Here is a 12,834-nt window from a genome sequence, read left to right as displayed (position 1 = left end):
TACGCAGGCGCCTCACCCTCGCCTGCGGGCCTTGCCGCGGATATTCAGATCGCCAGATGCGTCTCGGGATCGAAGAAATGGAGCTTGGCGTCATCCAGGGCCAACCGGATTTCCGAGCCGGAGCGGACTGTGCTGACCGGTTCGAATTTCGCCACCGCGTTCGACGCCAGGCCGAAATCCTGCACTGCGTCCGGGTCGCCGGAGTCCACTCGGACCGCATCGATGTTGAGATGGACGATTTGTTCGGATCCAAGTTCTTCGATCGAGGTCACCTTTGCCGGTATCGTCTGATACTTGCGGCCGGATTCGAGGCTGCTGTCATAGAGATCCTCCGGTCGTATCCCGAACACGACCTTGCGCCCCGCATACGACCTCAAGCCCGGCCTGCGCACGAAGGCTGCATCCTGCAGCCGGATGGCTAACGCGCCGGACATCAGTTCGTCGCCCGTCAGGGTCGCCTCGAAAAGGTTCATCGAAGGAGACCCGATGAAGCCGGCAACGAAGGCGTTCACCGGCGATTCATAGAGCCTCTTGGGTGTGTCGACCTGCTGCAGCACGCCGCCTTTCAACACCGCGACCCTGTCGCCCATCGTCATGGCTTCGGTTTGGTCGTGGGTCACATATATGGTCGTGACGCCGAGCTGCTTTTGCAGGCTGGTGATTTCGGCGCGCATTTGAACACGCAGTTTCGCGTCCAGATTGGAAAGGGGTTCGTCCATGAGAAAGGCTGCCGGCTCGCGCACCATGGCGCGGCCCATGGCAACCCTTTGACGCTGTCCGCCTGAAAGGTTCGCGGGTTTGCTGTCCAGCAGAGACGTCAGTTGAAGGGTTTTGGCGATCTCGTCCACGCGCTTCTTGCGCTCGGCCTTCGACTTGCCTGCCAGCCGCATCGAAAAGCCGATGTTTTCGAACACCGTCATATGCGGGTAGAGGGCGTAGCTCTGGAAGACCATCGCGATGTCGCGGTCCTTGGGCGGCATGTCGACGACGTCGACGCCACCGATCCGCAGGCTGCCGCTGGTGACGTCCTCCAATCCCGCGATCATCCGCAACGCGGTGGATTTGCCACAGCCGGAAGGCCCGACGAGAATCAAGAACTCGCCGTCCTCGACCGACAGGTTCAATTGGTCGATTGCGTGAAAATTGTTCCCGTATGTCTTGCAGATATTCTCAAGAACGACTTCTGCCATATTCCTCCCTCCACAAGTCTAAGCCACTGATTTTTATGATTGTCCTCGGCCTATGTTCACCTGCGAATATTTTCCTCGGATAGTTCGGGCAATGTTTCGGTATCGAGCCGCGCATATTTCAGTTCGACTGCCGACGGCGCGTTCGTCGATGCCAGGAGTTCCGTGACCTGGTCGTCGGTCGGAAGTGCCTCGCGCCCGCCCCGCCCGGTTATCGAAAGGGCGGCCGCCGCGGCGGCGAATGCGACCCGGCCTGCGGTGTCGGCACCGCGCGTCAATGCATGGGCATAGGCGCCGTGAAAGCAGTCACCGGCGCCGGTCGAGTCGACGACTGCAACCCGGTGCGGAGGCAGGTGCCAGAGCCCTATCTCGTCGCGTCCGCGATAGTACACGCCCCTGCCGCCATCGGTCAGAACGACGGCGGATCGCGACGGCGACCACAATGCATCGAGCATCTCGGCGGGCAATCGGCAGCCCGTAGCGGTCCGCGCAAAGCCCAGGGGAAGAATGAGGTGGTCGCAGAGCCCGATCAGCCGCTCCGTGGCTGGGCCGCTGCTCCATTCGATATCGCCGAGGATCGCAAGGCCGAGATCGCTAGCCCGAGCCACGACATCCAGCGACCGGATCGCATAGCTGTCGACGATCAGGACGGTCGCGCGGCTGAGAACCCCGTCCGGAAAGTCCGGCGCGGTGCCCAGCATCGCTTCGTCGTCATACGCGATGAACCGCTCCCCATCCGAACCGACGGTGATGCGCGAGCGCACCGGGCGCGCGTGCGGGTGGCGCGGCGCGAACACGGTTTCAACGCCGCTCGCAGCGAGATCGCACAGCACGGCGTCATCCGCGGCACTGCCCAGCCATCCGACGAACCCGGCGGTTCCGCCGAGCCGCGCGACGGCGGCAAGTGCCGTCGCGACATTTCCCCCGAAAGCTCGGGCACTTTGCAGGACCTTCCCCTTGCCCGCCGACAACGGCTGATCGACATAGACGATGTCGTCGATCGCAATAGCTCCGAAGCCGAGGATTGAAGGGACGGTTGGCATCGTTCAGGCACCCGCCTTCGCCAAGGCGTCTTGCGCCGAAAGGCCGTCATGGATGACGCCCCGAAAGGCAATCGCTGCCTTTTCCGGATCGCCATGCCCCCAGAGATTGCGGCCCACCACGGCACCGCGCGCGCCGGCACGGATGGCGTCCGCCGTCTGCTGAAGGGCGCCGAGCAGCGTGTCTGTCTTCGGACCACCGGCGATCACAACCGGCACCGGGCAGGTCCGAACGGTCTCTCGAAACGACTCGAAATCGCCGGTATAACCGATCTTGATCACGTCGACGCCGGACTCGTAGCCGATGCGTGCCGCATAGGCGATCTCGTCGGGGGTGAAGACGATTTTTGCCCCGTCGGTGAAATCGCGAGGGTAGATATGCGCCACCACCGGCATGCCGTAACGGGCCGCCGCATTCACCGAATCGGTCAGCCAGCGTATGTATTTGCCCTCGGTCGCGCCGCGCACCGGAATGGCCACGGCCAACGCATCGGCGCCAGCGCGCACCGCATCCTCGGGCGTTGCAATCAGTTCACTGATGCGATCGTCTGGGGTGAAGCAGCCGGCCTGGATCACCAGGGAAGCCTTGCCGGCGTATTGCGGCCATAGATGACGCGCGGTGCCAGGCTGGATGCTGACGTAGTCGGGTTTGCCCACCATGACGCGTGCAAGCGCGCCCGGCAGGTCGGCAAGACCTCCTTTGCGCACGTCGCCATAGCCGACAAAGTGGTCGACCGCGCCGCCAAAAAGATTTCCCGATGGGTGTGAGAAGAGGCGCGCCAGGCGCACCTTGGTTCCGAGGCTCATGAGTCCAAAACTCTCCAATCGATTGATTTAAAAACCCTGGACCCAGTGTTTGCGAAAGAAATGATAAATGCAATCTTTCGAAAGCTTTCGAATTCGCATATTTTTGATAGAGTGAACCGAGGCCAAAGCGATCGCTTGGCGCATGGAGGCAAGGACAGGGCAATGTTGTCAGAGCAGAGACGCCAATCGATCCTGGGTGAAGTGCAACGCAGCGGACAGGTTCGCATCAAGGACCTGTCAGACGATTTTGGCGTGTCGGAAGTCACGGTGCGCTCCGACCTCGAGATTCTGGACCGCAAGGGACTGCTGACCAAGACCCGTGGAGGCGCGGTGACCCGGACCACGGATTCGACCACAGCCGCGTTCGCCCGGCGAATGCAAACAAACCTCGATGCAAAGAAACGCATCGCCCGGGCAGCGGTAGAACTGTTCGAGGACAACCAATCGGTTATCTTCGACGGCGGCTCGACATTGATGCAGGTTGCCATGCTGTTACCGCCGCTCAGCAATGTCGTGGTCGCGGCCACGGCGATGAATATCGTGCAGCATCTGATGCATCGGCCCGGGCTCGACGTTCACATGATCGGTGGCCGGGTCTATCCAGACACGGTGAGCACGCTGATCACCGATGCCGACACGGCTCTCGGCGGCTTGGTAGCGCATCAGGTCTTTGTTGGAGCGCATGCGATTGACTCGTCACTGGATGTGGTCGACGTGAACGAAGACATGGCGCGAACGAAGCGAAACCTCGTGCGCATGGCCCGGCGCGTTGTCCTCCTTGCGGATTCGAGCAAATGGGGCGTCAGCGGGACCTCCAAGGCCTTTTCGCTGTCGAGCGTCGATGTTGTGATTACCGACGATGGCCTGTCCGACCCGATACGCCGCCAGCTTGATAGGACCGGGGCCAAGGTGATCTATGCCTGACCCCGTCGCGGCCCCTGGCCGTGACGGAAATATCCAATGCGCTCATAGCCCACGGGATCCCCATCGGCGGTCGGCCGTTTTTTCACGTCTGTCATTTTCTCCTCCCAGGGCTGGCAGCCTCCCGATATCGCGCCAGCATTTTCGCATGTTGCATAAAAATTTTACGCGCGTCAATATTTAAAATGTTGTATAGCCCTTTGCGAAGGCGATCCGTCGCCGGCTGGGCGGATCCGGCAGACCATGGCGCATTGGGAGGTACGATCGAAAATGCACGGGATATCAACGACCAAACTCGGGATCGGCGTCATCGGATGCGGCAATATCTCGATGACCTATCTGCGCAATGCCGCCCTCTTCGGCGGCATCGAATTGCGCGCCTGCGCCGATATCTCGGCCGACATGGCGACGGTGCGGGCCAAGGAATATGGCATAAGGGCCCTCGGCGTCGATGCGCTGCTGGCCGACCCCGAGATCGATCTTGTCCTCAACCTGACCATTCCGGCGGCGCATTTCGACATTTCGTTTTCAGCGCTTTCAGCGGGCAAGCACGTCTTCACCGAAAAGCCGCTCGCCACCTCGGCCGCCGACGGACGGCGCCTGGTCGACGAGGCGCGGTCGCGCGGCCTGCTGCTCGGCTCTGCGCCCGACACTTTTCTCGGTGCCGCCGGACGCCGCGCTCGCCGGCTGATGGACGACGGCGCCATCGGCCGCCCGGTCACCGGCACCGCCTTCATGATGGGGCGCGGCATGGAGCATTGGCATCCCAACCCGCAATTCTACTACCAGCCCGGCGGCGGCCCGGTGTTCGACATGGGGCCATATTATCTGACCATGCTGGTCAACCTGCTCGGCCCGGTCGAGCGGGTGATGGCGATGGCGACACGCGGCCAGGAGGAAAGGCTGATCACCGCCGACGGGCCATTCAAGAACACCACATTCAAGGTCGGCACGCCGACCAACGTTTTGTCGCTGCTCGAGTTCCGCTCCGGCGCGACCGTCACCTTCGGCGCGTCGTGGGATGTCTTTCGCCACTCCAACCATCCGATCGAACTGCACGGCACGGAGGGCTCGCTGCGCCTGCCCGACCCCGACACGTTCGGCGGCACCGTGTCGCTGTCCGAACGCGGCACCGAGTGGAAGGATTTCGCCAGCGAAGGCGAGCTCTATGGCGCCCGCAACTGGCCTTACGCGGCACCCGACCGCGCCAATTACCGCATGCTCGGTGTCGCCGATCTGGTGCGCTCGCTTCAAACCGGCAACACGCCACGCGCCTCCGGCAGCCTCGCGCTGCATGTGCTTGACATCATGGAGGCGATCCTGCGCTCCGGTGAAACACAGGGCTCGGTCGCCGTCTCGGGCGATGTCGTCCAGCCGGCCCTGCTGACCGAGGAAGAGGCAAGCGACCTGCTGGCCTGAGGACATGACCATGACACTCGATCCGGATGCGCGGCGCGTCCTCGACATCGGTCGCGCGGCCGGCGGCGAGCCTTTCGAGAACGGCAGCGTGGCGGCGGCGCGTGCTGCCTACAACGCCTCGTTTCCGACGCTGCAGGGCGAGCACGAGCCGGTCGCAACGACCCTGGAACAGCAGATCGACGGGCCGAACGGGCCTATTACGCTCCGCATCCATCGCGGCACCGGCGCACCGCAAAGCGGGGCGCCGGCGTTGCTCTATCTGCATGGCGGCGGCTGGGTCATCGGCAATCTCGATTCGCATGACGAGATCTGCCGCTCAATGGCCAATCTCGGCAACGCCGTCATTGTCTGCCCCGATTATCGCCTGGCGCCGGAACACAAATTTCCCGCCGGGCTGGAGGATTGCCTGGCGACACTTCGCTTCATGGCGCAGAGCGCCGCCGATCTCGGCATCGACAAGGCGCGCATCGGCGTTGCCGGCGACAGCGCCGGCGGAAATCTCGCCGCCGTGCTGGCGTTGCTCGCCCGCGATGGGCTCGCTCCGCCGCTTGCCACGCAGATCCTGATCTACCCCAACACCGATGCACGGCAGACATCGGACAGCTACCAGCGTTTCGGCGAAGGCTTCGGGCTCACCGCAACCACCATGGCATGGTTCCGCGACCATTATGTGCGAACGCCCGACGACATCATGGACTGGCGCGTCTCGCCCTTGCTGGCGCCTGATCTTGCCGGCGTCGCGCCGGCCTTCGTGGCGCTGGCCGGCTGCGACATCCTCGCCGACGAAGGGGCCGCCTATGCGGCGCGCCTGCAAGCCGCGGACGTGCCTGTGATCCTGCGGCAGTGGTCGGGCCAGATCCACGGCTTCGTCTCGATGGGGCGCCATATTCCCGCTGCCCGGCAAGCGGTGGCCGAGGCGGTGGCTGCCTTGCGCCAATTCGAGAGGGGTCGCTGACGATCAGGCCGACTGACGCATCACCAGGGTGGCGCCAAGCTTGACCGTGCGCGCCAGGCCCTGCTTTGGCGGGTCGGCCTCGTCCAGCAGAGCCAGCAGAATCTCGACGCTGCGGCCGGCCATGGCGGTGAAATCCTGCGCCATGGTGGTCAGCGCCGGGCAGGTGTAGCGGCTCAGCGGATGGTCGTCATGCGCGGCAACGCGCAGGTCGCAGTCGGGCCTGCGGCCGACCTTCAGGCCGCGCGAGTAGGCGGCCGCCATCACGCCAAAGGCGAGACGATCATTGGCGCACAGGATGGTGCGGCCAGGCAAGGTCCCGGTCTCCAGCATTTTTTCCGTCTGCTCGTAGCCGATGCGTTCGAAGTCCCAAGTGTAATCGCGCGCGGCCTCGATGACGACCGGCTTGAACCCGGCGGTCTCCATCGCGACGATGTAGCTCTCCTGGCGTTCGCCGGAGTTGTGGTTGACATGCGGAATGTCGAGATAGGCCGGCGGCTCGCCCGAGCGACACAGATAGTCGACGATGGTCGACACGCTCTGCCGGTTGTCATTGCCGACGAACGGCGTATCGCCCTCGATATAGGTGTCGAAATAGACGATCGGAATGTCCTGCCCGAGCTTGTCGAAAACGCTGCGGTCGGAGGCAAGGCCGAGCGGGGCGATGATCGCGCCGGCGACCTTCAGGGACAGCAGCGTCCTGACCGACTCCGCTTCCAGCTTCGGCGAGCCATGCGAGGAGATGACGATCGGCCAATAGCCCTCGTCGCGGCAGCGAAATTCGATACGGCTGACCATCTCGGCGTAGAACGGATCGGTGATCGTCGGCACGACGATGCCGATGTTGCGGGTGCGCTTGCGGTTGAGGTTGCGGGCGAAAAGGTTCGGCTGATAGTCCGAAGAACGCAGGGCGGCTTCGATGCGCGCCCGCGTCGCCGGCTTCACGCTTGCGGGATCGTCGAAATATTTGGACAGCGTCGGCCGTGACACGCCGCATGCCTGGGCGAAGTCATCCATCGTGCGGTGCGTCTTCTCCGCCATCGATATTTCAGTTCCCTTCCCCATTCGCCTGCCGGACCGATCCGGCCGTCACAGTCATGCGGCCGTTGCCCGGGAGCGGCAATGCTCGACCGAACTTATTCAGTCAAATTTTCACAGTTCCCAATACAACGCAAAAACATTACGTACGTCAAATTATTTATTGACGCCCTGAAATCAAAAGGCGCATCGATGCAAGCACTAGGCGATCGTGACAGGGGGTATCGCGCCAAAGGCCAGGGATCGGCTGATTGGCGGGTGACAGGAGTGCGAGGTATTCAAGCCAGCGCAACGGGCGGGCATGCGCGGCGCCGCGAAGAAGCGGTTGCCGTGCGGCGCGGGCTTTTCCGGCATGCGGGCGTGGTTGGGCCGTGAAATGGCGCGCAACCTGCTGAGACGGTAGCAGTCAATCGGGGGGCGCACGCGGCGCCTCCCGATCGCAATTATCATTCGATCATTCGCCGCGCATCGTCGCCTGGAAGGTCGGCAGGTGCTTTTTCTGGGCTTCCAGCATGCGCTCGCGATAGACGCCGTAGATGACGTCGGTATCGTGCAGCGTCACGCCGGCAATCGTCGGCGAGGCGAAGACCGGCAGTTCGATGCCGCGCTTGGACAGCGCTTCCGCGGTGCGGGCGATCAGTTCGTGCGCCAGGATCATGGCGAGCACGGTCGACGAACCCGAGACCGGACGGCTCCAGCCTTCGACCGGCACGATCGCGTCCTCGATCGGCGAACAGGTGTCGATGACGAGGTCGGCCGCGTCCGCAAGCCGCTTGCCGGAGGAGTGCGTCGCCGGCTTGTCGAGGTTGTTCTTGCTGGTCACCGCGACGACGAAGATGCCGCGCTTCTTGGCATAGAGCGCTGTGTCGATGCCGGACGAATTGCGGCCGCTGTGACCGAAGATGATGATCGAATCGCCCTTGTTGAGCGGCTGGTGGTCGAGGAATTTTTCGGCGTATTTCTCGGTCCGCTCCAGCCACAGCAATTCGCGCACGCCGCCGGCGCCGAGCACGTTGTGCCACATCACGCGCGGGTCGGTCAGCGGGTTGAAACCGACAAAGCTGCCGTAGCGCGGAAACACTTCCTGCACCGGCAGCACCGAATGGCCCGAGCCGTAGAGATGGACCAGCCCGCCGCCCTCGAGCGTGTCGGCAAAGCGGCTGGCGGCCTGGCCGAAGGCTTCTTCGTTGGTTTTCGCCGCCTGGTCGATGAGGGCTGCGAGACGGTGGATGTAGAGATCGGACACGTGGGTACTCCTGTTTAAGTGTCGGCTTGGGATGGATCAGCTTCTTGGGGTTGACGGGACGCGCCCGGCGCGCAGCGTCGAGCGGATTTCGTAGCGGTCACCACGCATGATGGAGACGGTGAATTCGAACGGACCGCGCTCGTCGGTGGTGATGCGCTCGACGACGAAGGCGGGGCTGCCAACCGGGAGATCAAGCAATTCGGCATCCGCAGCACCGACGGCGCCGACGCGATAATTCTCGCGCGCCGCCACCGGCACGATGCCGTAATGGCGCTCCAGCGCCTCGTAGAGCGATCCCTGCAGCAAGCCGGCGTCGAGGAAACCAGGCACGCGCACGGCCGAGAGCTGCGCCGTCTGGATACCGATCGGTTCGCTGTTGCCGAGTCGCAGGCGCCGGATGCGCACCACCGGATCGCCCTCCTCGATCTCCAGCGCACCGGCCGCCGCGGCATTGGCCGTGGTCAGGCCGCAATCGAGCAGGCGCGAGCCTGCGACCACGCCCATATTGCCCATCTCCTGGGTGAAGCTGGTCAGCTCGCGGGTGCCGGCGACCAGCGTGGTCGAGCGCACGAAGGTGCCGCGGCCATGCTCGCGCCGCAGCAGCCCGGCCTCCTCGAGATTGCGCAAGGCGTGGCGCAGCGTGATGCGGCTGACCCCGAACAGGGCGCACAGCCTGTCTTCGGCTGGGATCTGATCGCCCGTCGCCCATTCGCCGCTCTTGACGATGGCGCGGATCGCTTCCTCGACCTGATACCAGAGCGGCTCCGGTCGTCTGCGATCCGGTTGCTGAAAGCTTGCTTCGCTCATCGCACCTGCCTCCACTCTCTTCCCGCGAGCCCGGCCAGCGCCGCCCCGACGAGACCCGCGCGAGAACCGAATTGACCGGGTCGCAGAACAATATGCTTGAGATGCGGCGGCAGTTGCCGCTGCATCGCGGCAAGCAGCGGCAGCCGGATCATGTCCAGCGCTTCCGCCAGGCCGCCGGAGATCAGCACCGCCTGCGGATCGAGCAGCGCGACGGCGCCGGCCAGCGCAGTGCCGAGCCGACGCGCCGGCGCCTCCAGTGCGGCAAGTGCCGCCTTCTCGCCGGCCCGGGCGGCTTCGATCAGCCTGCCGCCATCCGCCAGGCCTATCTGCTGGGCAAGGGCGTCGAGCGCCCGGCCGGAGGCGACGCGCTCCAGCCAGCCGCTACGCTCCTCGCCTTGATCCTCTGTGTCGGCGCAGGCCCATCCGAAGGAGCAGGCGCCGCCACGGGCGCCGGCGACGATGCGGCTGTTGGCCAGCACGGCGGAACCAATGCCGGTGCCGATCGCCAGCAGGATCGCGTCGGACATGCCTTTCGCACTGCCTTCGACGGCTTCCGCGAGCATGGCGATCTGCGCGTCATTGCCGAGCGCGATGCGCAGGCCCGGAAACAGTCTCGCGACATCGACACTGTCGAGCCAGGGCAGGTTCGGGACCCAGCGACAGATCGAGCCTTCGACCAGGCCGGGCACCGCGATGCCCAGCGCCTCCACCGCACCCGCCTCGGCGCACAGCGCGCGGATGCGGATGACAAAGGCGTCGAGGTTTGCCGGCGCCGGTTCGCGGCTTAGCGCCTCCAGCATGCGCACATCGCCGGTATGGACGGCGGCGCGCAGATTGGTGCCGCCGAGATCGATAGCCAGAACCCGCGTCATCGGCCAGGCCCCTTGCCGAACGGCGGTGAGAACAGACCGCTGCCGGCATTCCACGAATGCGACGCCGCCGCGAAAGCCTGCGCATGGCGCGTGCCGCGCAGGCAGCCGCGCAGCCGGTAGAGCGCGCTGTAATAGTCGACATAGGGAAAGCTGCTCAGGCCGCGCGCCAGCTCGTATTCCTGGACCGCTTCGCTCCACGCCTCGAAGCCGTCGCTGACATCGACGAGATGCTCGGGGCGGAAACCGTCATCGTCCTCCCAGTTCTCGCCGAACAAAAGCAATTGCGGTGTATGCGCCGCATGGTCGCTCGCAACAGTCGGCAGTGCGGCGAAGAAGATGCCGGTCTGCGTCAGATGCGCGGCGGCGCGATGGTCCTTGTGCCAGCTGCCGTGCCAATGGGTGATGACGATCTCGGGTTTCAACTCGCGAATGACATCGCACACCTCGAGCGCCGTCTGGTCGTCTGAAGGCAGGAAAGCGTCGCGCAGGCCAAGGCTACGCATGGTGACGCCGAGCCGGGCAGCCGCCCTGCCCGCTTCCTCTTCCTTCTGCACGCAATAGTGCTCGGGGATGAGGCAGGGGTGACCCTGTTCGCCCATGGTCAGGTGCAGGAAGGTCACGGTCGTACCGCGCTTGACGGCAGCGGCCGCCAGCGGGCCTGCGATGACCTCGGCGTCGAAGGCGTGCGCGCCCGCCACCAGGATGGAGCTTGCGGCGTAGATCCTGTCCTCGATCATTTCATGCCTCCCCCGGCGCCGACGCCTTCGCGAATCTGGCGGGCCAGCAGACAATACATGATCAGGATGGGCGCCATGGAGATCGCCAGCGAGGCAAACACCAGGCCCCAGTCGGTGCGGAACTGGCCGACGAAGACGCTGATCGCCAGCGGCACGGTCTTGTAGCGGTCGTCGAAGATGAAGATCAGCGGGAAGAAGAAGTCGTTCCACACGGCGATCGCGGTAAAAATGGCGACGATCGACACCGCCGGCTTCACCATCGGCAGGATGATCTGGAACAGGATGCGGACCTCACCGGCGCCATCCATGCGCGCCGCTTCGTCGAGTTCGGAGGGCAGCACACGCATGAAGTTGGCGAAGATGAAGACGGCGAAGGGAATGCGGATCGCCGAATAGACGAGGATCAGGCCGGTGAGCGAATCGAGCAGGTCGAGATTGCGCATCAGCGTGAACAGTTCGACCGAAGCGAGCCGGATCGGCAGCATGATGCCGGCCAGGAACAGGCCGAGCATGAGGCCGTTCCAGCCCAGCCGGTAGCGGCTGAGCGGATAGGCGGCCATGGCCGAGACGACGATGGTCAGCACCACCGCACCGCCGGTGACGATCAGGCTGTTGACGAAGTTCTGGCCGAGGTGAGCACGCGTCCAGGCGTTGACGAAATTGTCGAAGGCAAAGCTTTTGGGCAGACCGAGCCGGTTGTCGTAGATCTCGGCCGTGGTCTTGAAGCAGGAGATAACGAGAATGTAGAGCGGCAGCAGAACGGCAGCCGCCCACACGACCAGCACAGTCCATCCAGGCAGCCGCGCAATTCGCCGCGAGATGGCGGGCCTTTGCGAAATCGCCAGCGCGCTCATAGCTGCACCGTGCGGCGGTCGAAGAAGCGCAGCATCATGAGCGTGCCGATGCTGAGGATCAGGAACAGCATGGTGCCCAGCGCCAGAGCCAGGCCGATATCGGTGATGCCGACCGCCCCCTCCGCGCCGAAGGCCAGCCGGTAGAAATAGGTCACCAGCGTGTCGGTCGAATAGCTCGGATTGCCCTGCACGCCCTGCATCACATAGACGATGTCGAACTGGTTGAAGGTGTTGATGAACGACAGCGTCGTCAGCGTGCCGATGGCCGGCATCAGCAGCGGCAGCGCGATCGAAAACAGCATGCGCGCATTGCCTGCGCCGTCGAGCTTTGCCGCCTCGAAGATCTGGCCGGAAATCTGGCGCAGGCCGGCGGTATAGATCAGCACCGGCAGGCCCATCCAGTTCCAGGCGTCGACGGCGATCAGCATAGTGAGCGCCGTATGGCTGTTGCCGAGCACGGTCAGGCTGCCCTGATGCAGGCCAAGCCCGTTGAGCGCCCATTCGACGACGCCGCCCGGGGCCAGCAACAGGCGCCACAGCGCGCCGACGATGACAGGGCTCAGCACCGCCGGGAAGAAGAAGACCGACTGGAAGAAGGCAGCGCCCCTGTCTCGCAGGAACAGCAGCCAGGCGAACAACAGCCCGATGCCGTTCTGGAAGACCATGATGCCGAAGAACCAGGCGGTGTTGTGCCACAGCGCGCCGTAGAGCCGGGCGCCACTGGGGAAGATAAACAGCCGCGAAAAATTCGACAGGCCGGCGAACTCGACCATGCGCAGCCCCTTCCAGATGAAGAAGCTGCCCCATAGCGACATCGCCAAGGGATAGAGGACGAACAGCGCATAGACCGCCAACGCCGGCAGGATGAACAGCACAGCCATGCGCTGCTGCGTGCGGCGAAGGCTGCTGGTGCGGCGAAGGTTGCTCATGCGCTGTTTTTTGTCCGTGAGAGGC

At 64.2% G+C, this 12,834-nt stretch carries 14 protein-coding genes; 4 read left to right on the top strand and 10 right to left on the bottom strand.

Translation table 11 applies throughout. The features are described from left to right. Nucleotides 1–44 precede the first annotated feature (44 nt). From C8D77_RS09855 to C8D77_RS09845, 3 genes are read right to left on the bottom strand one after another with little or no spacing between them, the layout of a single operon-like run. Nucleotides 45–1,190, bottom strand: a complete 1,146-nt coding sequence (locus tag C8D77_RS09855) for an ABC transporter ATP-binding protein (protein WP_109661864.1) — start codon at nucleotides 1,188–1,190, stop codon at nucleotides 45–47. A gap of 56 nt (nucleotides 1,191–1,246) precedes the next feature. Beyond that, nucleotides 1,247–2,230 (bottom strand): PfkB family carbohydrate kinase, encoded by a 984-nt coding sequence (locus C8D77_RS09850; RefSeq protein WP_109661862.1) that lies wholly within the window; start codon nucleotides 2,228–2,230, stop codon nucleotides 1,247–1,249. 3 nt (nucleotides 2,231–2,233) lie between these two features. Further along, on the bottom strand, nucleotides 2,234–3,034 hold the full coding sequence (locus tag C8D77_RS09845) for a beta/alpha barrel domain-containing protein (protein WP_023756676.1): 801 nt from the start codon (nucleotides 3,032–3,034) through the stop codon (nucleotides 2,234–2,236). A gap of 162 nt (nucleotides 3,035–3,196) precedes the next feature. Here C8D77_RS09845 and C8D77_RS09840 point away from each other — a divergent pair, with 162 nt between their 5' ends. From C8D77_RS09840 to C8D77_RS09830, 3 genes are all read left to right on the top strand, one after another. Next, nucleotides 3,197–3,958 (top strand): DeoR/GlpR family DNA-binding transcription regulator, encoded by a 762-nt coding sequence (locus tag C8D77_RS09840; protein ID WP_109661860.1) that lies wholly within the window; start codon nucleotides 3,197–3,199, stop codon nucleotides 3,956–3,958. 267 nt (nucleotides 3,959–4,225) lie between these two features. After that, nucleotides 4,226–5,374 carry a Gfo/Idh/MocA family protein gene (locus tag C8D77_RS09835; RefSeq protein ID WP_109661858.1) on the top strand — a complete coding sequence of 383 codons (1,149 nt, stop codon included), beginning with the start codon at nucleotides 4,226–4,228 and terminating at the stop codon, nucleotides 5,372–5,374. Nucleotides 5,375–5,384: 10 nt separating this feature from the next. Further along, complete coding sequence (locus C8D77_RS09830) at nucleotides 5,385–6,329, top strand: alpha/beta hydrolase (RefSeq protein ID WP_109661856.1); 945 nt, start codon at nucleotides 5,385–5,387, stop codon at nucleotides 6,327–6,329. 3 nt (nucleotides 6,330–6,332) lie between these two features. On the opposite strand, the gene C8D77_RS09825 is transcribed toward C8D77_RS09830, so the two are convergent. After that, nucleotides 6,333–7,367 (bottom strand): LacI family DNA-binding transcriptional regulator, encoded by a 1,035-nt coding sequence (locus tag C8D77_RS09825; protein WP_109661853.1) that lies wholly within the window; start codon nucleotides 7,365–7,367, stop codon nucleotides 6,333–6,335. A gap of 81 nt (nucleotides 7,368–7,448) precedes the next feature. Here C8D77_RS09825 and C8D77_RS37260 point away from each other — a divergent pair, with 81 nt between their 5' ends. Then, on the top strand, nucleotides 7,449–7,739 hold the full coding sequence (locus C8D77_RS37260) for a hypothetical protein (RefSeq protein WP_146211773.1): 291 nt from the start codon (nucleotides 7,449–7,451) through the stop codon (nucleotides 7,737–7,739). Nucleotides 7,740–7,818: 79 nt separating this feature from the next. On the opposite strand, the gene C8D77_RS09820 is transcribed toward C8D77_RS37260, so the two are convergent. Genes C8D77_RS09820 through C8D77_RS09795 form a run of 6 tightly spaced genes read right to left on the bottom strand, consistent with a single transcriptional unit; the run spans nucleotide 7,819 to nucleotide 12,809 of the window. Beyond that, nucleotides 7,819–8,610 (bottom strand): sugar isomerase domain-containing protein, encoded by a 792-nt coding sequence (locus C8D77_RS09820; RefSeq protein WP_109661851.1) that lies wholly within the window; start codon nucleotides 8,608–8,610, stop codon nucleotides 7,819–7,821. A 36-nt stretch (nucleotides 8,611–8,646) separates the two neighbouring features. Next, entirely contained in the window at nucleotides 8,647–9,417 is a 771-nt protein-coding gene (locus tag C8D77_RS09815) for a GntR family transcriptional regulator (RefSeq protein ID WP_109661848.1), read from the bottom strand. After that, a complete protein-coding gene (locus C8D77_RS09810; RefSeq protein ID WP_109661846.1) occupies nucleotides 9,414–10,289 on the bottom strand; it encodes an ROK family protein in 876 nt (291 codons plus the stop codon). Before C8D77_RS09810 ends, C8D77_RS09815 begins: the two co-directional genes overlap by 4 nt. Continuing rightward, nucleotides 10,286–11,026 carry a PIG-L deacetylase family protein gene (locus tag C8D77_RS09805; protein ID WP_109661843.1) on the bottom strand — a complete coding sequence of 247 codons (741 nt, stop codon included), beginning with the start codon at nucleotides 11,024–11,026 and terminating at the stop codon, nucleotides 10,286–10,288. The genes C8D77_RS09810 and C8D77_RS09805 overlap by 4 nt, the downstream gene beginning before the upstream one ends. Beyond that, nucleotides 11,023–11,880, bottom strand: coding sequence for a carbohydrate ABC transporter permease (locus C8D77_RS09800; RefSeq protein WP_109661841.1), 858 nt, complete (start codon nucleotides 11,878–11,880; stop codon nucleotides 11,023–11,025). Before C8D77_RS09800 ends, C8D77_RS09805 begins: the two co-directional genes overlap by 4 nt. Then, nucleotides 11,877–12,809 (bottom strand): carbohydrate ABC transporter permease, encoded by a 933-nt coding sequence (locus C8D77_RS09795; protein WP_109661839.1) that lies wholly within the window; start codon nucleotides 12,807–12,809, stop codon nucleotides 11,877–11,879. The genes C8D77_RS09800 and C8D77_RS09795 overlap by 4 nt, the downstream gene beginning before the upstream one ends. Between the last annotated feature and the right edge of the window lie 25 nt (nucleotides 12,810–12,834).

This window comes from Mesorhizobium loti, assembly GCF_003148495.1.
Taxonomy (GTDB): Bacteria; Pseudomonadota; Alphaproteobacteria; order Rhizobiales; family Rhizobiaceae; genus Mesorhizobium; species Mesorhizobium loti.
The sequence above is the reverse complement of the archived record's forward strand: the minus strand, read 5'-3'. Positions and strand labels throughout refer to the sequence as shown.

Coding starts and splice junctions, on each gene's coding strand:
- C8D77_RS09855 (WP_109661864.1), bottom strand. CDS start 1,190: ATGGCAGAAGTCGTTCTTGAGAATATCTGCAAGACATACGGGAACAAT.
- C8D77_RS09850 (WP_109661862.1), bottom strand. CDS start 2,230: ATGCCAACCGTCCCTTCAATCCTCGGCTTCGGAGCTATTGCGATCGAC.
- C8D77_RS09845 (WP_023756676.1), bottom strand. CDS start 3,034: ATGAGCCTCGGAACCAAGGTGCGCCTGGCGCGCCTCTTCTCACACCCA.
- C8D77_RS09840 (WP_109661860.1), top strand. CDS start 3,197: ATGTTGTCAGAGCAGAGACGCCAATCGATCCTGGGTGAAGTGCAACGC.
- C8D77_RS09835 (WP_109661858.1), top strand. CDS start 4,226: ATGCACGGGATATCAACGACCAAACTCGGGATCGGCGTCATCGGATGC.
- C8D77_RS09830 (WP_109661856.1), top strand. CDS start 5,385: ATGACACTCGATCCGGATGCGCGGCGCGTCCTCGACATCGGTCGCGCG.
- C8D77_RS09825 (WP_109661853.1), bottom strand. CDS start 7,367: ATGGCGGAGAAGACGCACCGCACGATGGATGACTTCGCCCAGGCATGC.
- C8D77_RS37260 (WP_146211773.1), top strand. CDS start 7,449: ATGCTCGACCGAACTTATTCAGTCAAATTTTCACAGTTCCCAATACAA.
- C8D77_RS09815 (WP_109661848.1), bottom strand. CDS start 9,417: ATGAGCGAAGCAAGCTTTCAGCAACCGGATCGCAGACGACCGGAGCCG.
- C8D77_RS09810 (WP_109661846.1), bottom strand. CDS start 10,289: ATGACGCGGGTTCTGGCTATCGATCTCGGCGGCACCAATCTGCGCGCC.
- C8D77_RS09805 (WP_109661843.1), bottom strand. CDS start 11,026: ATGATCGAGGACAGGATCTACGCCGCAAGCTCCATCCTGGTGGCGGGC.
- C8D77_RS09800 (WP_109661841.1), bottom strand. CDS start 11,880: ATGAGCGCGCTGGCGATTTCGCAAAGGCCCGCCATCTCGCGGCGAATT.
- C8D77_RS09795 (WP_109661839.1), bottom strand. CDS start 12,809: ATGAGCAACCTTCGCCGCACCAGCAGCCTTCGCCGCACGCAGCAGCGC.